23 protein-coding genes are annotated in these 22,062 nt (G+C 68.1%); 16 read left to right on the plus strand and 7 right to left on the minus strand.

From position 1 onward, the window contains the following. Window positions 1-5: 5 nt before the first annotated feature. The 3 genes from WS66_RS25295 to WS66_RS25305 form a co-directional block, all read right to left on the minus strand. Complete coding sequence (locus WS66_RS25295) at window positions 6-836, minus strand: undecaprenyl-diphosphate phosphatase (protein ID WP_059605630.1); 831 nt, start codon at window positions 834-836, stop codon at window positions 6-8. A gap of 78 nt (window positions 837-914) precedes the next feature. Continuing rightward, on the minus strand, window positions 915-1,496 hold the full coding sequence (locus tag WS66_RS25300) for a DUF1439 domain-containing protein (RefSeq protein ID WP_059605627.1): 582 nt from the start codon (window positions 1,494-1,496) through the stop codon (window positions 915-917). 141 nt (window positions 1,497-1,637) lie between these two features. Next, the gene (locus WS66_RS25305) at window positions 1,638-1,955 is read right to left on the minus strand and encodes a YkgJ family cysteine cluster protein (protein WP_059605643.1); all 318 of its coding nucleotides are present in this window, start codon (window positions 1,953-1,955) and stop codon (window positions 1,638-1,640) included. A 170-nt stretch (window positions 1,956-2,125) separates the two neighbouring features. Between WS66_RS25305 and hemN the strand changes: the two genes are divergently transcribed. The 16 genes from hemN to ureG all read left to right on the plus strand — a co-directional run bounded on the left by hemN (window position 2,126) and on the right by ureG (window position 16,865). Then, window positions 2,126-3,517 carry an oxygen-independent coproporphyrinogen III oxidase gene (gene hemN / locus WS66_RS25310; protein ID WP_059605624.1) on the plus strand — a complete coding sequence of 464 codons (1,392 nt, stop codon included), beginning with the start codon at window positions 2,126-2,128 and terminating at the stop codon, window positions 3,515-3,517. A gap of 72 nt (window positions 3,518-3,589) precedes the next feature. Then, window positions 3,590-3,847 (plus strand): hypothetical protein, encoded by a 258-nt coding sequence (locus tag WS66_RS25315; protein WP_059448113.1) that lies wholly within the window; start codon window positions 3,590-3,592, stop codon window positions 3,845-3,847. A 104-nt stretch (window positions 3,848-3,951) separates the two neighbouring features. Then, on the plus strand, window positions 3,952-4,608 hold the full coding sequence (locus WS66_RS25320; RefSeq protein WP_059605621.1) for a protein-L-isoaspartate O-methyltransferase family protein: 657 nt from the start codon (window positions 3,952-3,954) through the stop codon (window positions 4,606-4,608). Between the two features lie 14 nt (window positions 4,609-4,622). Beyond that, window positions 4,623-4,946 (plus strand): rhodanese-like domain-containing protein, encoded by a 324-nt coding sequence (locus WS66_RS25325; protein WP_059605618.1) that lies wholly within the window; start codon window positions 4,623-4,625, stop codon window positions 4,944-4,946. Between the two features lie 561 nt (window positions 4,947-5,507). Then, window positions 5,508-6,815 (plus strand): urea ABC transporter substrate-binding protein, encoded by a 1,308-nt coding sequence (gene urtA, locus WS66_RS25330; RefSeq protein ID WP_059605640.1) that lies wholly within the window; start codon window positions 5,508-5,510, stop codon window positions 6,813-6,815. A 141-nt stretch (window positions 6,816-6,956) separates the two neighbouring features. Beyond that, the gene (gene urtB / locus WS66_RS25335; RefSeq protein ID WP_059605615.1) at window positions 6,957-8,576 is read left to right on the plus strand and encodes an urea ABC transporter permease subunit UrtB; all 1,620 of its coding nucleotides are present in this window, start codon (window positions 6,957-6,959) and stop codon (window positions 8,574-8,576) included. Window position 8,577: 1 nt separating this feature from the next. Beyond that, window positions 8,578-9,765, plus strand: coding sequence for an urea ABC transporter permease subunit UrtC (urtC, locus tag WS66_RS25340; protein WP_059605612.1), 1,188 nt, complete (start codon window positions 8,578-8,580; stop codon window positions 9,763-9,765). Next, complete coding sequence (gene urtD, locus WS66_RS25345) at window positions 9,762-10,619, plus strand: urea ABC transporter ATP-binding protein UrtD (protein ID WP_059509652.1); 858 nt, start codon at window positions 9,762-9,764, stop codon at window positions 10,617-10,619. Before urtC ends, urtD begins: the two co-directional genes overlap by 4 nt. 4 nt (window positions 10,620-10,623) lie before the next feature. Next, window positions 10,624-11,316, plus strand: coding sequence for an urea ABC transporter ATP-binding subunit UrtE (gene urtE / locus WS66_RS25350; RefSeq protein WP_059605608.1), 693 nt, complete (start codon window positions 10,624-10,626; stop codon window positions 11,314-11,316). A 142-nt stretch (window positions 11,317-11,458) separates the two neighbouring features. Continuing rightward, window positions 11,459-12,334, plus strand: a complete 876-nt coding sequence (locus WS66_RS25355; protein ID WP_059605605.1) for an urease accessory protein UreD — start codon at window positions 11,459-11,461, stop codon at window positions 12,332-12,334. Between the two features lie 236 nt (window positions 12,335-12,570). Continuing rightward, window positions 12,571-12,873 (plus strand): urease subunit gamma, encoded by a 303-nt coding sequence (ureA, locus tag WS66_RS25360; protein WP_006048588.1) that lies wholly within the window; start codon window positions 12,571-12,573, stop codon window positions 12,871-12,873. Window positions 12,874-12,887: 14 nt separating this feature from the next. After that, complete coding sequence (locus WS66_RS25365) at window positions 12,888-13,193, plus strand: urease subunit beta (protein ID WP_059455900.1); 306 nt, start codon at window positions 12,888-12,890, stop codon at window positions 13,191-13,193. 28 nt (window positions 13,194-13,221) lie between these two features. Then, a complete protein-coding gene (gene ureC, locus WS66_RS25370) occupies window positions 13,222-14,928 on the plus strand; it encodes an urease subunit alpha (protein ID WP_059605602.1) in 1,707 nt (568 codons plus the stop codon). 17 nt (window positions 14,929-14,945) lie between these two features. Continuing rightward, window positions 14,946-15,536, plus strand: a complete 591-nt coding sequence (gene ureE, locus WS66_RS25375) for an urease accessory protein UreE (protein WP_059605599.1) — start codon at window positions 14,946-14,948, stop codon at window positions 15,534-15,536. Beyond that, window positions 15,523-16,203: an urease accessory protein UreF gene (locus WS66_RS25380; protein WP_059605597.1), complete on the plus strand. Its 681-nt coding sequence runs from the start codon at window positions 15,523-15,525 to the stop codon at window positions 16,201-16,203. Before ureE ends, WS66_RS25380 begins: the two co-directional genes overlap by 14 nt. Before the next feature lie 14 nt (window positions 16,204-16,217). Then, window positions 16,218-16,865, plus strand: a complete 648-nt coding sequence (gene ureG, locus WS66_RS25385; RefSeq protein WP_059605594.1) for an urease accessory protein UreG — start codon at window positions 16,218-16,220, stop codon at window positions 16,863-16,865. A 59-nt stretch (window positions 16,866-16,924) separates the two neighbouring features. Here ureG and waaA read toward each other — a convergent pair whose 3' ends face one another. The 4 genes from waaA to WS66_RS25405 form a co-directional block, all read right to left on the minus strand. Then, the gene (gene waaA, locus WS66_RS25390) at window positions 16,925-18,292 is read right to left on the minus strand and encodes a lipid IV(A) 3-deoxy-D-manno-octulosonic acid transferase (protein ID WP_059605591.1); all 1,368 of its coding nucleotides are present in this window, start codon (window positions 18,290-18,292) and stop codon (window positions 16,925-16,927) included. Window positions 18,293-18,329: 37 nt separating this feature from the next. Next, window positions 18,330-19,214 carry a Kdo hydroxylase family protein gene (locus WS66_RS25395; protein ID WP_059605588.1) on the minus strand — a complete coding sequence of 295 codons (885 nt, stop codon included), beginning with the start codon at window positions 19,212-19,214 and terminating at the stop codon, window positions 18,330-18,332. 43 nt (window positions 19,215-19,257) lie between these two features. Further along, on the minus strand, window positions 19,258-20,253 hold the full coding sequence (waaC, locus tag WS66_RS25400; protein ID WP_059605585.1) for a lipopolysaccharide heptosyltransferase I: 996 nt from the start codon (window positions 20,251-20,253) through the stop codon (window positions 19,258-19,260). 174 nt (window positions 20,254-20,427) lie between these two features. Beyond that, window positions 20,428-21,822 carry a phosphomannomutase/phosphoglucomutase gene (locus WS66_RS25405; protein ID WP_059605582.1) on the minus strand — a complete coding sequence of 465 codons (1,395 nt, stop codon included), beginning with the start codon at window positions 21,820-21,822 and terminating at the stop codon, window positions 20,428-20,430. Between the last annotated feature and the right edge of the window lie 240 nt (window positions 21,823-22,062).

The following is a 22,062-nucleotide window of genomic DNA, read 5'->3' on the forward strand; positions in this document are numbered from 1 at the left end:
GGGCATCACGCCCAGTTCAGCCACCCGCTATACCCCACCAACAGCACGAACAGGCCGAACGCGATCCGGTACCACGCGAACACGGTGAAGTCGTGCGTCGCGACGAAACGCAGCAGCCAGCGCACGCACACGAACGCGCTGACGAACGCGGCAACGAGCCCGAGCGCGAACAGGCCGAGCGAATCGACCGTGAACGCCTGCCAGTCCTTGACGGTTTCATAGAGCGTCGCGCCGAAGATGATCGGAATCGCGAGGAAGAACGAGAATTCGGTCGCGACGCGCCGGTCGAGGCCGAACAGCATCCCGCCGATGATCGTCGAGCCCGAGCGCGACATGCCCGGCACCAGCGCGAAACATTGCGCGATGCCGACCTTCAGCGCGTCGAGCGGCGTGAGCGCATCGACCGACTGCACGCGCGGCGGCTCGCGGCGTTCGCGCTGTCGCGCCTCGGCCCACAGGATGATCGCGCCGCCGACGACGAGTGCGAACGCGACCGGCACCGGCGAGAACAGCACGGCCTTGATCTTCTTCTCGAACAGCAGGCCGAGCGCGATCGCGGGAATCGTCGCGATCACGACGTTCAGCGTGAAGCGCTGCGCGTCGGGCCGGCTCGGCAGCCCGGACACGATGGAGACGATCCGCTGCCGGTATTCCCAGCAGACCGCGAGGATCGCGCCGAACTGGATCACGACGTCGAAGGTCTTCGCGTGCGCGTCGTTGAAATTCAGGAAGCTGCCCGCGACGATCAGGTGGCCGGTGCTCGACACCGGGAGGAATTCCGTCAGCCCCTCGACGACGCCGAGGATCAATGCCTTGCAGATCAGGATCCAGTCCATCCGTGGCCCAACTCCGAAGTAGTCGAAAGAAAGGGCCGCGTCACCGTCGCGGCCCGCCCGGCCGCGCGCGGTGCGCCGTCACTTTTCGACGATCGCTACGCGTATGCCGTTTGTAAGAATCGTAATTGTACCGGGTTCGTAGTTCACGCCGGCAAATTGCAGTTGTTCGGGCTTGAACGTGTAGATCGGATAGTTGGTCAGCACCTGCGTCGCGAGCAGGCCGGCGGCCGCGCCGACCTGTTGCGCGTACATCTGCGCGTTGCCGTCGAGCACGAGGCTGTCGACGGCCGGCGCCTTCAGCACGACCGAGCGGCTCGGCGCGTCGTAAGCCAGCTGGCCCGACACGATGAACTTGCCGCTCACCGGTTCGCTCAGGAACGGACTCGCGAAATGCGCGTCCAGCTGCACGGCGACGCGGTTCTGGTCGGGCAGCAGGTTGACGGCCGGATTGGCGAGCGACACGTCGACGACCTGCGCGACCGTCTTCTGGTACGGAAACTTGCGCGCGACGGCTTTCTGCACATCGCCGCGCGAGAACGTGTAGTGATCGGGGATGAACGGGAAAGTCGACGCGCAGGCGGCGAGCGATACCGACACGCCGATGGCGCCGGCGCAAGCGGCGAGGAAGCGGCGCCGGCCGGACGTGCAAGATGCGGTCATGCTGAACAATCTCCTGTATCGGGCGAAGCGTCCTTCGGGTTACCGGCTCGGCCGCAAGCAGGGCCGTGGACCGAAGTTAGTGCTTCGGCGGATGTCGCCGGTTCCATGCGCGTGCCGGTGACGGGCAGCGCGGCCAATGCGTCAGCGGGCCGCGCCGGCGCCCGGCGCCGGCTGCGTCGCGACTTCGAGGCGCGTCAGCCACGCGAGCGCGTCGTCGCGCGACGCACCGCACATCTCGGCGGACGTCTGCAGTCCGGAACAGCACGCGGGACGCTCGGGCCGCCCGAAGATCCGGCAGCGCAGGTCGTCGCCGAGCTGCACGCAACGCACGCCGGCGGGCTTGCCGTCGGGCATCCCCGGAATCGGCGAGGAAATCGACGGCGCGATGCAGCATGCGCCGCACCCCTCGCGACACGCATGCGGCGGCGGGACATCGGCGGGCGCCGGACGGACAGGCATTTCGACGGACACTCGGCTCTCTCACGAACAACAAAAAACGGTGCGGCAACCGGACGCAGCGTGCGGCAGCCCACTGCGCATTGTGCCACCGCCGGCTGCGACGTTATTACACAATGCAGCCGAAACGCGCGTTTATATACTCGAAAGCATCTAAAAAGCGCGAGACCATCATGAGTTCCGGTTCTGCCGACACAATGTTCCGTCCCGATTTGCTCGCGAAGTACGGCGCGAACGGGCCGCGCTATACGTCCTACCCCACCGCGCTGCAATTCCGCGACGATTTCGACCCGGCCGACTACGTGCGCGCCGCGGGCGATCCCGGCGCGTCGTCGAGCGACCTGTCGCTGTACTTCCACATCCCGTTCTGCAACACGGCCTGCTTCTACTGCGGCTGCAACAAGATCGCGACCAACAACCGCCGCCGAGCGCGCCCGTATCTCGAGCAACTGAAGCGCGAGCTGGCGCTGCAGGCCGCGCTGTTCGATCCCGCGCGCCCGGTCACGCAGCTGCACTGGGGCGGCGGCACGCCGACCTTCCTGTCCGACGACGAAACGGCCGAGCTGATGGCGGCCACCCGCGAACACTTCGCGCTTGCACCGGACGCCGACGCGGAGTTCTCGATCGAGATCGACCCGCGCACGGTCACGCCCGCGACGCTCGTCCACCTGCGCAACATCGGCTTCAACCGGCTGAGCCTGGGCGTGCAGGATTTCGATCCGATCGTGCAGCAGGCGATCAACCGGATCCAGCCGCTCGCGATGACGGCCGACCTGCTGTCGGCAGCACGCACGACGGGCTTCCATTCGGTCAGCGTCGACCTGATCTACGGGCTGCCGCACCAGACGGTCGCCGTATTCGCGCGCACGCTCGAGACAATCATCGAACTCGCGCCCGACCGCCTCTCGGTATTCGGCTACGCGCACATGCCGCACCTGTTCAAGATGCAGCGGCAGATCGACGACGCGACGCTGCCGCCGCCCGCAACGCGCGTCGCGCTGCTCGGCCTCGCGATCGACATGCTGACTCAGGCCGGCTACGTGTACATCGGGATGGATCACTTCGCGCGGCCGACCGACGAACTCGTGCGCGCGCAGCGCAACGGCACGCTGCAGCGCAATTTCCAGGGCTACAGCACGCGTGCGGATACGGACCTGGTCGGCTTCGGCGTGTCGTCGATCGGGAAGGTTGGCGACGTCTACGCGCAGAACGCGAAGGACCTGCCGGCCTATGGCGCCGCGCTCGACGCGGGCCGGCTGCCGATCACGCGCGGCGTGCGGCTCACGCCCGACGACCGGCTGCGCCGGGACGTGATCACCCAGCTGATGTGCAACCTCGAACTGCCGTTCTCGCATATCGAGGCCGCGCACGGGATCCGCTTCGCCGATCACTTCGCGCGCGAGCTCGACGCGCTGCGCACGTTCGAGCAGGACGGGTTGCTGACCATCGCCGGCGACCGCCTGACGATCCACCCGGCCGGCCGGATGGTCGTGCGCAACATCGCGATGGCGTTCGACGCCTACCTCGGCCAGACGCCGCGGCAACGCTACTCGCGCACCGTCTGACGCTGCACGGCCGCATGCGGGCGGCCGGTTTGATAAAGTACGGGGCTCAACGCCCCTGCAAGAATCCGCACGATGCGCACCACCAAAGCAACCAACGCGGTCGAACGCCTGAAAACGCGTTCCGGCAACCCGCAGTTCGCGGCCGTCGCGATGGCGGGCGGCCTGTTCTATCTGGTCGACCGCTCCGGCGGCACCGCCGAGAAGCGCAGCGAGCCGCTGCCGCTCGACGAATTCGTCAGGTTCGTCGACGAATTCGGCCCCAAAAAGCCGCGCAAGGCGAGCAAGCTCGACCTCGCATTCGAGGCGCAGATCAAGAAGAGCAAGGGATAAAGGACTGTTGCAGGCCGTCTGAAGGCTTCGCGGCCGCCCCCTTTGGTACAATCACGAAGTTTCTCTATCCCCGCTGATGGCCGACCTGGCTGCGTGACCACACCATGAATATCGAAAACGCGCGTTTCAACATGATCGAACAACAGATCCGGCCGTGGGATGTGCTGGATCTGGACGTCCTGGGCCTGCTGTCGATCGTCAAGCGTGAAAACTACGTGTTGCCCGAACACCGCGATCTCGCGTTCGCCGACCTCGAGCTGCCGCTGCCCGGCGGCACCAGCAAGATGCTGTTCCCGCGCGTCGAAGCGCGCGTGCTGCAGGAACTGTCGGTCAAGAAGCACGAGAACGTGCTCGTGATCGGCGCGGGTTCGGGCTACCTGGCCGCATTGTTCGCGCATCGCGCACAGCACGTGACGGCTGTCGATATCGATCCGACCATCGCAAAGTTCGCGGCGGACAACCTGCGCAACGACGGCGTGACGAACGCGGAAGTCGTGCTCGGCGACGGCTCGCTCGGCTGGCCCGACAAGGCGCCGTATGACGTGATCTGCGTCGCGGGCGGCCTGCCGGTCGTGCCGCAGCAGATGCTCGAACAGCTGAAGATCGGCGGCCGCCTGTCGGCGTTCGTCGGCGGCCGTCCGGTGATGAAGGCGCAGATCATCACGCGCATCGACGACAAGCAGTACCGTGTCGCCGACGTGTTCGAAACCTACGTCAATCACCTCGTCAACGCGATGGAGCCGTCGCGCTTCAAGTTCTGAGCGGCGGAGCTTCCATGCAGATCCTGACACCCGCGATGCTCGCGGAATGGCTTCGCGATCCGGCGCGTCCCGCGCCGCTCGTGCTCGACGTGCGCGAGCCCTGGGAAATCTCGACCGCGCAGATCGCCGGCAGCGTGTCGATCCCGATGCAACAGATCCCCGCGCGCAGCGAGGAGCTCGACGACGAAGCGGAAATCGTCTGCGTGTGCCATCACGGGATGCGCAGCGCCCAGGTCGCGATGTTCCTCGAATCGCGCGGCTTCACGAAGCTGTACAACCTGCAGGGCGGGATCGACGCGTGGTCGCGTGACGTCGATCCGTCCGTGCCGCGTTACTGAGTGACTGACCTTCCCGGCGGCGCATCGCGCGCCGCCACGGCGACCGGCACGTTGCAGCCGATCGCCCCGATCCGCCGAACGGGCGCGCATGGCGCGCCCGTTTGCATTTCCGCTTCTCTGTTCCCCCTCCCCCGATTGCTTCAGCCCGTCGGCTATCCGCGTGTGTTCGATGTCGAACGGCGGCGAGCACCCGAGCATGGCACCCGTCGAACGGATCGCTTCGCGCTTCCCGTCGTACTCCACTTCCCCCCGCGTGCACTGCGACGCCGACACGACACGACGCGGCTGAATGCGTGCGCATCGATCACGTTCCGCATGCCCCTCAACGCGTGACATGCGCGCTCGCACACGGGCGCATACCGTGCACCATTTGCGCCCGCGCGACTGCACCGCAACGGATCGCGCATGCTGCACGACGCGTCACGCGCACCACGCCGACGCCCCACGCCACCCCGCACAGGCACGCCCGGCGTGCATCCGTGCGACTGGCACATGCCTTGCGTTAGTCGGATGCCGGCGCCGTCATGGCGCACGCCTACCAAACACGTCAAGGGGAACTCGATGAAACGTCGCAGTCTGCTGAAGTTCGGTTCGATGGCCGGTGCACTCGCGCTGGCGGGCAAGAGTCCGTTTGCGCACGCGGCCGATGCGGGCACGGGTCCGATCAAGGTCGGTATCCTGCATTCGCTGTCGGGCACGATGGCGATCTCCGAAACGTCGCTGAAGGACACGGCGCTGATGACGATCGCCGACATCAACAAGAGCGGCGGCGTGATGGGCCGCAAGCTCGAGCCCGTGGTCGTCGACCCCGCATCGAACTGGCCGCTGTTCGCGGAGAAGGCGCGCCAGCTGCTCACGCAGGACAAGGTCGCATGCGTGTTCGGCTGCTGGACATCGGTGTCGCGCAAGTCGGTGCTGCCGGTGTTCGAGGAACTGAACGGCCTGCTCTACTACCCGGTGCAATATGAAGGCGAGGAAATGTCGCGCAACGTGTTCTACACGGGCGCCGCGCCGAATCAGCAGGCGATCCCCGCCGTCGAGTACCTGATGAGCGCGGAAGGCGGCGGCGCGAAACGATTCTTCCTGCTCGGCACCGACTATGTGTATCCGCGCACGACCAACAAGATCCTGCGCGCGTTCCTGAAATCGAAAGGTGTGAAGGACGCCGATATTCAGGAGGTCTACACGCCGTTCGGCCACAGCGATTACCAGACGATCGTCGCGAACATCAAGAACTTCGCGCAGGGCGGCAAGACGACCGTGGTTTCGACGATCAACGGCGATTCGAACGTGCCGTTCTACAAGGAGCTCGGCAACCAGGGGATCAAGGCGACCGACGTGCCGGTGGTCGCGTTCTCGGTTGGCGAGGAAGAGCTGCGCGGGATCGACACGAAGCCGCTCGTCGGCCATCTCGCGGCCTGGAACTACTTCATGTCGGTGAAGAACCCGACGAACACGAAGTTCAAGGACCAGTTCGCCGCGTGGGTGAAGGCGAACAATCTGCCGGGCGGCGCGAAGCGCGTGACCAACGATCCGATGGAAGCGACCTACGTCGGCATCCACATGTGGAAGCAGGCGGTCGAGAAGGCGAAGAGCACCGACGTCGACAAGGTGCGCGTCGCGATGATCGGACAGACGGTTGCCGCGCCGTCGGGCTTCACGCTCTCGATGGACGGCAACCATCACCTGCACAAGCCGGTGATGATCGGCGAGATCCGCGGCGACGGGCAGTTCAACGTCGTGTGGAAGACGAAGACGGTCGTGCGCGCGCAGCCGTGGAGCCCGTTCATCGCGGGCAACCAGGGCAAGCCGGACATCGTCAGCTCGATCCCGGCGTTCCTGCGCCGGCAGCGCGCGGCGCTCGCCTGATGCGATGCGGAGCGCCGCGCACCGGCGTGGCGCTCCGTTCGCAGGCCGGTGCAGGCACGCCGCCGCGATTGCGGTAACGCGCCGCACTCGCTCGCTCGCCGCCGCACGCGTTCGCTTTCCCACGCCCGACAGGATTTCTCGATGCCTACACGCTTTCGCCGCGCCGCCGTCGCGGTCGTCGCCTGTGCCGCGCTGACGGGCGCGCTGCCGCACGCCGCGTTCGCCCTGACGGCGGCCGATACCGCCGCGCTTGCCGGCGACGACTTCGACGCGAAAACGGCCGCGATCGAACATCTCGCCGCCGATGCCGATCCGCGCGCCGTCGCGTTGCTCAATGCGCTGTCGACCGGCGATGCGCTCGCGACCGGCGACGGACACCTGCTGATCCAGACCGGCGACACCGCGCACGACGCGCTCACGCAGGCCGCGACGCCGGCCGGCGACGCGCAGCCCGTGATGCTGAACAACCTGCTGCGCACGAAGATCGCGGGCGCGCTGTCGGGTCTCGCTCTCGCGTCGCCGGATGTCGCCGCGCGTCGCGACGCGATCGACGCGCTGCTGAAGTCGCCCGACCCGGCGCTCAAGCCGATGATCGAGCGCGCCCGCGCCAAGGAAACCGATCCGGCATTGAAACGCCGTCTCGACGCACTGTGGGCGATCGCCGCGCTGCACGACGCCGATCCGGCGAAGCGTCTCGAAGCCGTGCAGGTGGTGGCCGCGCGCCACGATCTCGACATGATCGAGCAATTGCGCCCGCTCGTCGCGCAGAACGCCGACGGCAGCCATGCGGAGCCCGACGCGCGCGTGCGCGAAGCCGCGCAGCAAGGACTCGATGCATTGCACACGCTGCAGCGCCGCGGCGAGATCGCGGGCACCGTGTTCGCGGGCCTGTCGCTCGGCAGCGTGCTGCTGCTCGCGGCGCTCGGCCTCGCGATCACGTACGGGCTGATCGGCGTGATCAACATGGCGCACGGCGAATTCCTGATGATCGGTGCGTACGCAACCTATGTCGTGCAGACGCTGATCCAGCGCTATGCGCCGGCCGCGTTCGACTGGTATCCGCTCGTTGCGGTGCCGGTGTCGTTCGCGGCGGCCGCGCTGGTGGGCATCGTGCTCGAGCGGCTCGTGCTGCGGCACCTGTACGGCCGCCCGCTCGAGACGCTGCTCGCGACGTTCGGCGTGAGCCTGATCCTGATCCAGGCCACGCGCATGCTGTTCGGCGCGCAGAACGTGCAGGTCGTGAACCCGTCGTGGATGAGCGGCGGCGTGACCGTGATGCAGAACCTGATCCTGCCGTACAACCGGCTCGCGATCCTCGCGTTCGCGCTCGCGGTCGTGTGCGTCGCCTGGGGCGTGTTGACGAAGACCCGGCTCGGCCTGTTCGTGCGCGCGGTCACGCAGAACCGCCGGATGGCCGCGTGCGTCGGCGTGAAGACCGCGCGCGTCGACGCGTATGCGTTCGCGTTCGGCGCGGGCATCGCGGGCCTCGGCGGGTGCGCGCTGTCGCAGATCGGCAACGTGGGCCCGGACCTCGGGCAAAACTACATCATCGATTCGTTCATGGCGGTCGTGCTCGGCGGCGTCGGCCAGATCGCCGGCACCGTGCTCGGCGGCTTCGGGCTCGGCCTCGTCAGCAAGGCGATCGAGCCGTTCTGGGGCGCAGTGCTGGCGAAGATCGCGGTGCTCGTGATGATCGTGCTGTTCATCCAGAAACGTCCGCAGGGCATGTTCGCCCCGAAGGGACGCAGCGCGGAGGCCTGACATGACTTCAATCACCGATTCGTTGTCGAATCCGGTCGCCGGCGCGCCGAAGCCCGCCGCAACCGCGCGTGCCGAGGACGGTTTCGCGCTCGGCCTGCCGCCCCGCCCCGCGCTGCTGTCGCGCCGCGCATGGCTTGCCCTCGTCGCGCTGTGCGTCGCGATCGGCATCGGCGTGCCGCTCGCCGCGCTGGTCGCGCCCGAGTCGAGCGCGTTCCACCTGTCCGCGTATGCGATGACGCTCGCCGGCAAGCTGATGTGCTACGCGATCGCCGCGCTCGCGCTCGATCTCGTGTGGGGCTACTGCGGAATCCTGAGCCTCGGCCATGGCCTGTTCTTCGCGCTCGGCGGTTATGCGATCGGCATGTACCTGATGCGCGAGATCGGCCGCGACGGCAAATACGGCAGCGACCTGCCCGACTTCATGGTGTTCCTCGACTGGCATCAGCTGCCCTGGTACTGGAGCGGCACGCAGCATCTCGCGTGGGCGCTCGCGCTGGTCGTGCTCGTGCCGGCCGTGCTCGCATGGGTGTTCGGCTTCTTCACGTTCCGCTCGCGCGTCAAGGGCGTCTACCTGTCGATCATCACGCAAGCGCTGACGTTCGCCGCGATGCTGCTGTTCTTTCGCAACGAGACGGGCTTCGGCGGCAACAACGGCTTCACCGACTTCAAGCGCATCGCAGGCTTTTCCGTCACGTCGCCCGGCACGCGCACGGTGCTGTTGCTGCTGACCTTCGCGACGCTCGTGCTCGCGTTCATCGCCGCGCGCGCGATCGTCACCAGCAAGCTCGGACGCGTGGTCACCGCGGTGCGCGACGGCGAGACGCGGCTGATGTTCCTCGGTTACAGCCCGCTCGCGTACAAACTGTTCGTATGGACGCTGTCGGCCGTGCTGTGCGGTATCGCGGGCGCGTTGTACGTGCCGCAGGTCGGCATCATCAACCCCGGCGAGATGTCGCCCGGCAACTCGATCGAAATGGCGATCTGGGTCGCGGTGGGCGGGCGCGGCACGCTGATCGGTCCGATCGTCGGCGCATTCGCGGTGAACGGCGCGAAGAGCCTCTTTACCGCGTACTTCGCCGAATACTGGCTGTTCTTTCTCGGGCTGATCTTCGTGCTCGTGCCGCTCTTGCTGCCGCGCGGCATCATGGGCCTCGTGGACACGCTGCTCGCAAAGGGGAAACGCGCATGAACGGCACGGCCCTCTATCAGTTCACACCACCGGCCGAAGACGAGCTGCTGGCCGTCAGCGGCACCGCATCGATGGGCCGCGTGGTGCCGCCCGGCATCGACACGTCGCACGGCACGATCCTCTACCTCGAGGACATCGAGGTGAGCTTCGACGGCTTTCGCGCGCTGAACAAGCTGTCGCTTGCGATCGACGCGGGCGAACTGCGCTGCGTGATCGGCCCGAACGGCGCGGGCAAGACGACGATGATGGACGTGATCACCGGCAAGACGCGACCCGATGCGGGCAAGGTTTTTCTCGGCCAGACCATCGACCTCGCGAGGATGAACGAACCCGAGATCGCACGTGCGGGGATCGGGCGCAAGTTCCAGAAGCCGACCGTGTTCGAACAGCATCCGGTGTGGGAAAACCTCGAACTGGCGATGCAGACCGACAAGGGCTGGCTCGCGTCGCTGCGCGCGCGGCTCGATCGTGCCGCACAGGCGAAGATCGAGGAGACGCTCGCGCTGATCGGCCTCGAAAGCGACGCGTATCGCGCGGCCGGCGAGCTGTCGCACGGGCAGAAGCAGCGGCTCGAGATCGGCATGCTGCTGATGCAGCGCCCCGCACTGTTGCTGCTCGACGAGCCGGCCGCCGGGATGACCGACCACGAGACGATGGAACTCGCGAAGCTGCTGAACACGTTGCGCGGCACCTGCTCGATGATGGTCGTCGAACACGACATGGAATTCGTCGCGGCGCTCGCGGGCGATACGGGCCGCGTGACGGTGATGGCCGAAGGCGCGGTGCTCGCGCAAGGCACGCTCGACCAGGTCAAGCGCGACGACGCGGTGATCGAGTCCTACCTCGGACGGTAATCCAATGTTGAAGATCGATGCACTGAACCAGTACTACGGCGGCAGCCATATCCTGCGCAACGTGACGCTTGCCGCCGACGACGGCAAGCTCACCGTGCTGCTCGGCCGCAACGGCGTCGGCAAGAGCACGCTGCTGCGCTGCCTGATGGGCGTGGTCGCCGCGAAAAGCGGCAGCGTGTCGTGGCGCGGCACGGCGCTCGGCACGCTGCCGCCGTATGCGCGCGTCGCGGCTGGCCTCGCGTACGTGCCTCAGGGTCGCGACATCTTTCCGCGGCTGACCGTCGAGGAAAACCTGCTCGTCGGCGCGGCGAGCCGCAAGGCGCCGTCGAAAGTGCCCGACCGCATCTACGACCTGTTCCCGGTACTGAAGGACATGCGGGCGCGACGCGGCGGCGACCTGTCGGGCGGCCAGCAGCAGCAGCTCGCGATCGGCCGCGCGCTGATGAGCGAGCCGCAACTGCTGATCCTCGACGAGCCGACCGAGGGCATCCAGCCGTCGATCATCCAGGACATCGGCCGCACGCTGCGTCAGCTCGTCGACGAATCGAAAATGACCGTGCTGCTCGTCGAGCAGTATTACGACTTCGCGCGCTCGATCGCGGACCATTACTGGGTGATGAGCCGCGGCGAGGTCATCGCGGGCGGCGATGCGCGCGACATGGAAACGAACGGTGTGCGCGAACTGATCGCGGTGTGAGCGGCGATACGGCAGCGCGCACGGGCGGCCGGTTCGCGGTGCGGCCGCACGCCGCGCTTCCAACGAACGCGGCATCTGCATTATTGTTCCGGTAGCATCCACGTTCTTCGCGCCCGTTTCCGTCGTTTCCCGCTTGCCGCCGATGTCCGCCCTCGACTCCCACGCCCCGCTGTCCCGCCCCGCCATCGCCAAGTCGTGGCGCGGCCGTCTCGAACTCGGCTTCGAACGGCACGGCGCGCGCACGACGCTCGTCCACCGGCTGCACGACGGCCCGTTGCGCGTCCAGCGGCCGCTGTATCCGGAGGGCGACGCGATCTGTCACGCGGTCATCGTTCACCCGCCGGGCGGCGTCGCGGGCGGCGACCGACTCGACATCGACATCACGCTCGGCGACGGCACGCACGCGGTGCTGACGACACCCGGCGCGACCAAGTGGTACAAGTCGAACGGGCTCGACGCGACGCAGCGCATCGGCATCACGGTCGGCGAGCACGCGAAGCTCGACTGGCTGCCGCAAAACAATCTGTTCTTCGACGCGGCCCACGCCGCGCTCGACTTCACGGTAACGCTCGGCGCCGGCGCGAGCGCGATCGGCTGGGACGCGACGCAGCTCGGCCGGCAGGCGGCCGGCGAAACGTGGTCGGCGGGCCGCATCGCATCGGGTTCGGCACTCGTCGATGCCGATGGACGGCCGCTATGGACCGAGCGCGCGCTGCTCGACGCGCACGATCCGCTGCGCGGCGCACTGCAGGGTCTCGCCGGCTTTCCCGTGTACGGCACGCTGTGGGCGGTTGGCACCGCGTGCGATGCCGCGCTCGCCGAAGCGCTCGCCGTGCGGATGCCGTTCGACGACACCCTGCGCGCGGGCGCGACCTGCGTGACGCCGGGCGTCGTGCTGGTGCGCGCGGTATCGACGTCGATGGAAGCACTGCAGCATCACTTCGCCGACTGCTGGCTTTACCTGCGGCCGCTCGTGCACGGCGTCGACGCACGGCCGCTGCGCCTCTGGCAGACCTGAGCGCTCGGCCCGGCACGCACCGTTTCGGCGCAGCCGCGCCGCCCACCCCGCCCACGATTCATGCATCGCGCACCACGATCGCGCATCGAGACGCGTTCCATCGACATGGCACGCGCCTTGCTGCTTACATAACGGCTACACGACGCACGAAAAGCGGCGCGGTGCTACGATGACCCGCGCCCCGGCCGGAACCCCGCGCACCGATAAAAATTACGTTTTCCTGAACGATTGCCTTCATGAAACTGACTCCACGAGAAAAGGACAAGCTGCTGATCTTCACGGCGGCGCTGCTGGCCGAGCGCCGCCGCGCGCGCGGGCTGAAGCTCAACTATCCTGAAGCGGTCGCGTTCATCACCGCCGCGTTGATGGAAGCCGCGCGCGACGGCAAGACCGTCGCCGAGGTGATGCACTACGGCACGACACTGCTCACGCGCGACGACGTGATGGAAGGCGTGCCGGAGATGATCCCCGACATCCAGGTCGAGGCGACCTTCCCCGACGGCACCAAGCTCGTCACCGTCCACCACCCGATTCCGTGACCGAGGTAGCACGCATGATCCCCGGCGAAATCCTCACCGACGACGGCGAGCACGAACTGAATGCAGGCCGCGCGACGCGCTCGCTCGTCGTCGCGAACACCGGCGACCGCCCGGTGCAGGTCGGCTCGCACTACCACTTCTTCGAAGTCAACGACGCGCTGTCGTTCGACCGCGCGGCCGCGCGCGGCTTCCGGCTCAACATCGCGGCCGGCACGGCCGTGCGCTTCGAGCCGGGCCAGACGCGCACCGTCGAGCTGGTCGAGCTGGCCGGCGAACGCGCCGTCTACGGTTTTCAGGGCAAGGTGATGGGGCCGCTGTAAGCCGCGCCCCGCTCTTCAGGAACAGCACATGACATTACGCTTGAGCCGCCGCGCATACGCGGAAATGTTCGGGCCGACGACGGGCGACCGCGTGCGGCTCGCCGATACCGAACTGCTGATCGAGATCGAACGCGACTTCACGACCTACGGCGAGGAAGTGAAATTCGGCGGCGGGAAGGTGATCCGCGACGGCATGGGCCAGTCGCAGCGCGTGGCCGCCGACGTGCCCGACACGGTCATCACGAACGCGGTGATCCTCGATCATTGGGGCATCGTGAAGGCCGACATCGCGATCAAGCACGGCCGCATCGCGGCGATCGGCAAGGCCGGCAATCCGGACATCCAGCCGGGCGTGACGATCGCGATCGGCGCCGCGACCGAAGTGATCGCCGGCGAAGGGCTGATCGTGACCGCGGGCGGCATCGACACGCACATTCACTTCATCAGCCCGCAGCAGATCGACGAGGCGCTCGCGTCGGGCGTCACGACGATGCTCGGCGGCGGCACGGGGCCGGCCACCGGCACCAATGCGACGACCTGCACGCCGGGCCCGTGGCACATGGAGCGGATGCTGCAGGCCGCCGACGGCTGGCCGATCAACCTCGGCTTTCTCGGCAAGGGCAACGCGAGCCTGCCGCAGCCGCTCGTCGAACAGATCGCAGCCGGCGCGATCGGGCTGAAGCTGCACGAGGACTGGGGCACGACGCCCGCCGCGATCGACAACTGCCTTTCCGTCGCCGACGACACCGACACGCAGGTCGCGATCCACACCGACACGCTGAACGAAGCCGGCTTCGTCGAATCGACGGTCGCCGCGTTCAAGGGCCGCACGATCCACACGTATCACACCGAAGGCGCGGGCGGCGGCCATGCGCCCGACATCCTGAAGGTGTGCGGCGAGGCGAACGTGCTGCCGTCGTCGACCAACCCGACGCGCCCGTACACGATCAACACGCTCGACGAGCATCTCGACATGCTGATGGTGTGCCATCACCTCGATCCGTCGATCGCCGAGGATCTCGCGTTCGCCGAATCGCGGATCCGCCGCGAGACGATCGCGGCCGAGGACATCCTGCACGATCTCGGCGCGCTGTCGATGCTGTCGTCCGATTCGCAGGCGATGGGCCGCGTCGGCGAAGTGATCATCCGCACCTGGCAGACCGCGCACAAGATGAAGGTGCAGCGCGGCGCGCTGCCCGAAGACGGCGCGCGCAACGACAACTTCCGCGCGAAGCGCTACGTCGCGAAATACACGATCAACCCGGCGATCACGCACGGGATCGCGCATGAAGTCGGTTCGATCGAGCCCGGCAAGTGGGCCGACCTCGTGCTGTGGGAGCCGGCGTTCTTCGGGATCAAGCCATCGATGATCCTGAAGGGCGGGATGATCGCGGTCGCGCAGATGGGCGACCCGAACGCGTCGATCCCGACGCCGCAGCCGGTCCACTACCGCGAGATGTTCGCCACGCGTGGCGGCGCACTCGCGCGCACGTCGCTGACCTTCGTGTCGCAGATGGCCGCCGATGCCGGCATCGCCGAACGCTACGGACTCGCGAAGCGCATCGTGCCGGTGCGCAACTGCCGCAACGTGACGAAGGCCGACATGATCCACAACGCGTGGCGTCCGACGATCAGCGTCGATCCCGAAACCTACGATGTGATCGCCGACGGCCAGTTGCTCACCTGCGAGCCGGCGTCGGTGCTGCCGATGGCGCAGCGCTATTTCCTGTTCTGATTTCCGGTTTTCGCTCCATGCGCACCCTCGACAAACGCATTGCCCCGAACGTGAAACTCGCCGCGTCGCTCGTCGCGCGTGCGCCGACGCTCACGCTCGCCTATGACGCCCGCTGCAAGAGCCGCCTCGCGGCGACGCTCGACACGGGCGAGGACGTCGCGGTCCTGCTGCCGCGCGGCACCGTGCTGCGCGACGGCGACGTGCTCGTCGCCGACGACGGCGCCCTCGTGCGAATCGCCGCGGCGCCCGAGACCGTGCTGCTCGTGCGCGCGGCCGACCCGCTCACGCTGATGCGCGCCGCGTATCACCTCGGCAATCGTCACACGCCGGTCGAGATCGGCGATGGCTATCTGAAGCTCGAAGCCGATCCGGTGCTTGCCGACATGCTGCGCCGGCTCGGCACGCAGGTCGACGAAGCGAGCGCACCGTTCCAGCCGGAAGCCGGTGCGTACGGCGGCGGCCACAAGCATGGGCACGATGCCACGTTCGCCGAGGATTACGCGCTCGCGCAGCAGGTATTCGGCGAACACCACGGCCACTCGCACGATCACGATCACCAGCATGGTCCGGGCTGCTCGCACAGCCACCACGGTCATGACCACCACTGAACTCGTCGCGCTGCTGCATCTCGCGTCGCCCGCCCTGCCAATCGGTGCGTACAGCTATTCGCAGGGACTCGAAGCCGCGCTCGACGCGAACCTGATCCGCGACGCCGACACCGCGCGCGACTGGATCGCCAGCGGGCTGACCGACGTGCTCGCGCACGGCGAGCTGCCGTTCCTCGCGCACCAGCTCGCGCGCTGGCAGGCGCACGACGCCGACGCGCTCGCGCGCGAGAACGCATGGTTCGTCGCGAGCCGCGAATCGGCGGAATTGCGCCGTGAGACCGAGCAGATGGGCTGGTCGCTCGCGCAGCTTTGCGCGTCGCTCGAATGGGGCGATGCCGCGCGCCGCGCGACGCTCGCGTCGCTGTCGCCGGTCGCACTGCCGACCGCGTTCGCCTACGCGGCCGCCGCGCACGACGCCGGTGCCGACGCCACGCTCGCCGCGTACGCATTCGGCTGGGTCGAGAACCAGACGTCGGCCGCGCTGAAGGCCGTGCCGCTCGGCCAGCTCGCGGGCCAGCGCATCATCGTCGCGCTGCGCGGCGCGATCGACGCGGCCGTACGCCGCGCGCTCGCGACACCACCCGACGCCATCAACACGTTCGCGCCGCAGCTCGGCATCCTGTCCGCGCGGCACGAAACCCAGTACTCGCGGCTGTTCCGCTCCTGAACCCGATCCACACCATGAACGCACCCGCTCCCTCCTCCGCCCGCCGCACGAAGAAACTGCCGCCGCTGCGCGTCGGCATCGGCGGCCCCGTCGGCTCCGGCAAGACCACACTGCTCGAAATGCTGTGCAAGGCGATGCGCGAGCGCTACGACCTCGTCGCGATCACGAACGACATCTATACGAAGGAAGACCAGCGCCTGCTGACGGTCGCGGGCGCGCTGCCCGAGGAACGCATCATGGGCGTCGAGACGGGCGGCTGCCCGCACACGGCGATCCGCGAGGATGCGTCGATCAACCTCGAGGCCGTCGACCGGATGCTGTCGCGCTTTCCGGACGCCGACATCGTGTTCATCGAGTCGGGCGGCGACAATCTCGCGGCGACGTTCAGCCCCGAGTTGTCGGACCTGACGATCTACGTGATCGACGTCGCCGGCGGCGAGAAGATTCCGCGCAAGGGCGGCCCCGGCATCACGAAATCCGACCTGCTCGTGATCAACAAGACCGATCTCGCGCCGCTCGTCGGGGCGAACCTCGACGTGATGGCCTCGGACACGAAGAAGATGCGTGGCGAGCGGCCTTACGTGATGACGAACCTGAAGGCGCTCGAAGGCCTCGCGGACGTCGTCGCGTTCATCGAGAAGAAGGGATTGTTGACGGTTTGAACGGCGGCGCGGCGGCCCGCTGCCGCCTCGCCTGCCCGGGGCGGCCTTGCGCCGCCCGCTCAGTCGCCGGATGCTTCCGACGCGTCCGTTGCGCCGGGCATCGCGCCGCTGCCGCGCTCGACCGGCGGCAGCAACGCCGCGAGCACGTCGACCGAGCGCGCGGTCGCGCCGCGATGACGCGACGCGAACGCGGCACCGGCCGCGCCCATCGCGATACGGCGCGCGTGATCGGCGAACAGCGCGTCGAGCACATGCGCGAGATCGAGCGGATCCGCGACCTGCATCGCCGCGCCGGCCGCGACCGCATCGGCGGTCGCCTGCGTGAAGTTGAACACGTGCGGGCCGATCAGCACCGGCACGCCGACCGCACACGCCTCGATGAGATTCTGCCCGCCGAGGGGCAGCAGGCTGCCGCCGATGAACGCGACGTCGCTGGCCGCGTAGTACGCGCCGAGTTCACCCATCGAATCGCCGAGCAGCACCGTCACGTCGGCCGGCAGCGGTTCCGCCGCGGCGGGCCGGCCGGCCGCGCGCGCCGCCGCGTCCGCGCCCCACGCTGAACGCCGCACGCACTTGAATCCGTTGCGCACGACGAGCGCCTCGACTTCGGCAAAACGCTGCGGATGACGCGGCACGAGAATCAGCAGCGCACCGGGCGTCTTCATCGCCGCAAATGCCTGCAGCACCAGCGCCTCTTCGTTCTCGCGCGTGCTTGCTGCGACCCACACGGGCCGCGTGCCGATCGCGTCGCGCCATGCGTGGCCGCGCGCCGCCAGCTCCGGCGGCGTCGTCATGTCGAACTTCAGGTTGCCCAGCACCGTCACGTTACGCGCGCCGAGCGACGTCAGCCGCTCCGCGTCGGCCGGGCTCTGCGCGAGCACGCGCGAGAAACCGCCGAACACGTCGCGCGTCGCCGCGCCGAACTTCGCCGCGCGCCGATGCGAGCGCGCGGACATCCGCGCGTTGGTCAGCACGAGCGGCACGTCCGCGCGGCGGCACTCGTCGATCAGCGTCGGCCACACCTCGGTTTCCATCACGAGGCCGAGCGTCGGCCGCCATGCGCGCAGGAAGCGCCGCACCGCACCCGGCATGTCGTACGGCAGGTAGCAGCGCAGCACGCGGTCGCCGAAGATCTGCTCGCCGGTCGCGCGGCCGCTCGGCGTCATGTGCGTGAGCAGGATGCGCGCGTCGGGACGTGCGCGCATCAGCGCGTCGATCAGCGGCTGCGCGGCGCGCGTCTCGCCGACCGACACAGCATGCACCCAGATCAGCGGCGCGCGATCGTCCGGTGAACGGCCGGCGACGTGGCCGAAGCGCTCGCCGATGTGCTCGCGATAGCCGCGCTCCTTGCGCGAGCGCACGCAGAGCCGGATGACCGCGATCGGTGCGACGAGCCACCACAGCGCGCGATAGATCGCCCTCAGCATGAGCGGACTCCGTCACCGCGGAGGATGCGGTGCGCGCTCAAACCAGCGCCCTGCCCTGCAGGCGCTCGAGAATCCCGAGCGGCGCGCATTCGCGACGCACCATCGCGTCGACCGGCAGGAAGAAGGTCTGCTCGAGCATGAACTGGCCGGACATCACAGCGTGCGAAGTCTGATCCGAGAAACATATCCACACGCTGCCCGGCGGAAACGGCATCGTCTGCTGCGGGCACGTCTTCTGGTAGTCGAGATCGGCCTTCATGCTGTCGTGCAGGTTCAGCATCAGGTGGTCGTACGCGCTGCGCGGCGACTTCGTCACGTGCAGCAGGTTCAGCAGCCACGCCGAACCCGGGAACTGCGGCCGGATCTTCGGCAGGAAGCGCTTCGCGACGTCCTCGAACGGCTCGCCGACGCGCCATACGCGCGGCTGGCCGGCCGGGTTCACGTTCGTGAACACGCGCAGGATCCGCTCGCCGTAGTTCGGTCGCGACGGGAACGCGTCGACGTGCAGCCGGCTATCGTCCTTGCGCCACGACGTCTGGCGCGTCTCGACCTGCATCAGCCGCAGGCTCGTCGGCGCGACGCGCAGCTTGCCGCGATATTCGGGAAAGAGGCCGTCGACGAGCGTGCCGGCCTGCTGCTGGAAGCGCGCGACCAGCGCGCGCACGGCCGACTGCGTGACGCTGTCGCCGAGCACGCCGGCGAGCGCACCGCCGTTCGGCGCGAGGCTGATGTTCTTGCGTTTGGGATCGGCGAGCGCCGGATCGAGCAGCGCTTCCTCGCCGCCTTCGATCGCGAAGCGCAGGTGCGGGAAATACAGCACCTTGCCTTCCTCGACCGCGGCGAGCAGTTGCTCGCGCGGCGCCGACAGGTTGTGTCCGCTCCAGTCGGCGGACGGGACTTCGATGATCTGGGATTCGCTCATGATCGGTTCGCGTGCGTGACGGGCAGGGCAGGCATGACGGGCATCACAGCAGACCGAAGCCCGCGAGCACCGCCTTCACCTGCGAGATCGACGGCGGCTGCCCCGCCGTGCCGAGATTGACGACGTTCGGCGACCAGTAACCGCCGGTGCGCCAGGCCGTCGCGAAATTGTACAGTTCGACCGTCGGACGCTTCAGCGCGGCCGCGATGTGAACCAGACCTGTATCAACCCCGACCGTCGCGGCTGCGCCGTCGATCAGGCCGACGACGGCCGGCAGCGACAGTTTCGGCGGCACGATCGCCGCCGCGCCGAACTCCTTCGCGAGCCGCTCGCTGGTCGCGCGCTCCGCGTCGTTGCCCCACGGCAGCACGAGCGACGCGCCGCGCCGCACGAGCGCCTGGCCGAGCTCGATCCAGGCGGCGTCCGGCCACTGCTTGTCGGCGCGCGACGTCGCATGCACGAACACCACGTACGGCACCGGCAGGTTCAGGCCGAGCGCCGCGACCGCGAGCGCCGCCGCACGCGTATCGAGGCCGAAGTCGACGGGATCGGCCGGCGTCGGCGCCGGGTCGCCCAGCGCGGCCGCGACCAGCTGGCGCGAACGTTCGACCACGTGCGTGCGCGGTGCGATCGGCACGCGCTTGCGATAGAAGAAGCGCACCGGCCATTCGTAGCCCGCGCCGTCGGTGCGGTTGCCGAGGCCCGCGAGCGGGCCGCGCGCCCAGCTCGCGACCCAGGCCGTCTTGATGAGACCCTGGCAGTCGATCACGAGGTCGTACTGCTCGGCCGCGAGGCGCTTGCGGAACGCGCGGATCTCGCGCCACGTCGCACCCGAGAGCGGCTTCTTGCGCCAGCGGCGCAGCGAGAACGGCAGCACGTCGCGCACGCCGTCGACGAGCCGCACGAGGTCGACGAAGCTCTCCTCGACGAGCCAGTCGATCTGCGCGTCGGGGTGGCGGCGCCGGATATCGGCGATCACCGGCATGTTGTGCACGACGTCGCCCAGCGACGACACGCGCACGATCAGAATCTTTTGCACGCTGAAAAAACGCCGGCGGACGGCCGGCGACAGGCATAAAGACGCGATTTTATCGCGCCCGGGGGACCACACAGGCAAAAAGCGGCCGCACGCCGTCGGCGTGCGCCGCTTTTCGGGAATGGCGCGACGATCCTTCGACCATCGTCGCGCCGGCGGCCCGCAGGCCGCCCAGGCTCAGAACGGCAGCTTGACGTCCGGCTTCGCGGCCGTCAGCACGCGGCGGAAGTCCGCCTGGATGCGCGCGAGCCCTTCCTGCGTCTCCGATTCGAAACGCATCACGACGACCGGCGTCGTGTTCGACGAACGCGCGAGGCCGAAGCCGTCCGGGTACTCGACACGCAGGCCGTCGATCGTCACGACTTCGTCGGCGCCGTCGAACTTCGCTTCCTTCTGCAGCTTCTCGATCAGGCGGAAGTTCTCGCCTTCGTCGAGCCAGAGCTGCAGCTCCGGCGTGCTCATCGCATCCGGCAGCGCATTGAGCACCGCGCTCGGATCGGCCGTCTTCGCGAGGATCTCGAGCAGGCGCGCGCCCGTGTAGAGACCGTCGTCGAAGCCGTACCAGCGATCCTTGAAGAACACGTGGCCGCTCATCTCGCCCGCGAGCGGTGCGCCCGTCTCGCGCAGCTTCGCCTTGACCAGCGAATGGCCCGTCTTCCACATCAGCGGCTCGCCGCCCTTCGCCTTCACCCACTGCGCGAGATGGCGCGTGCACTTCACGTCGTAGATGATCTGCGCGCCCGGGTTGCGCGACAGCACTTCCTCCGCGAACAGCATCAACTGGCGGTCCGGATAGATGATCTGGCCGTCCTTCGTGACGACGCCCAGGCGGTCGCCGTCGCCGTCGAACGCGAAGCCGAGCTCGGCGTCGGTGTCCTTCAGCGCCTGGATCACGTCCTGCAGGTTTTCCGGGTGCGCCGGATCGGGATGGTGGTTCGGGAACGTGCCGTCGATGTCGGTGAAGCGCTCGACGAGCGTGCAGCCGAGCGCCTTGAACAGGCGCGTCGCGAGCGGGCCCGCGACGCCGTTGCCGGCGTCGACGACGAGCTTCAGCGGGCGCGCGAGCTTCACGTCGCCGACGATGCGCTCGATGTACTGGTCGGCGACGTCGAATGCCTCGTACGAGCCGCTGCCCGTCTCATAGCGCTCGTCGACGATGCGACGGTACAGCGCCTGGATCTGCTCGCCGTAGATCGCCGCGCCGCGCAGCACCATCTTGAAGCCGTTGTAGTCGGGCGGGTTGTGGCTGCCCGTGACGACGATGCACGAATCGACGCGACGCTCGCCGCCCTTCAGCGGAAGCGGCACGCTCGCCGCGAAATAGCCGACCGGCGTGGGCACCATGCCGACGTCGACGACGTCGACGCCCGCCGCACGCAGGCCATCGGCGAGTGCGCCGACGAGCTCGGGCCCCGACAGGCGGCCGTCGCGCGCGACGACGACCGCGTCGCCGCCCTGTGCGCGCACTTCGCTGCCGAATGCCCGGCCGATCCCGCGCGCCGTGTCGGCGTCGAGCGTCTTGCCGACCACACCGCGAATGTCATATGCCTTGAAGATGGATTGGGAGATCATCGATTCTCTCTCGGTTGCGTGCATGGAAAATAATCTGGCCGCCTTTCGCGCATGCCCGGCATCATACATGCGGGCCCGGCGCTGCAAGGAACGGGACGGCTGGAGCGGCCCCGATCCAACTTATAATCGCGGGTTTTGATGACGCGGATTCCGTCCATTTTAATGCCTAGCCGTTCCGCCGCCGCCACCCTGCCGCCTCCGGGCGCCCTGCCGGCCGCCTCGCGCGCGCGCGGCTGCCCC

This window comes from Burkholderia sp. LA-2-3-30-S1-D2, from assembly GCF_001523915.2.
GTDB classification, from domain to species: Bacteria; Pseudomonadota; Gammaproteobacteria; order Burkholderiales; family Burkholderiaceae; genus Burkholderia; species Burkholderia diffusa.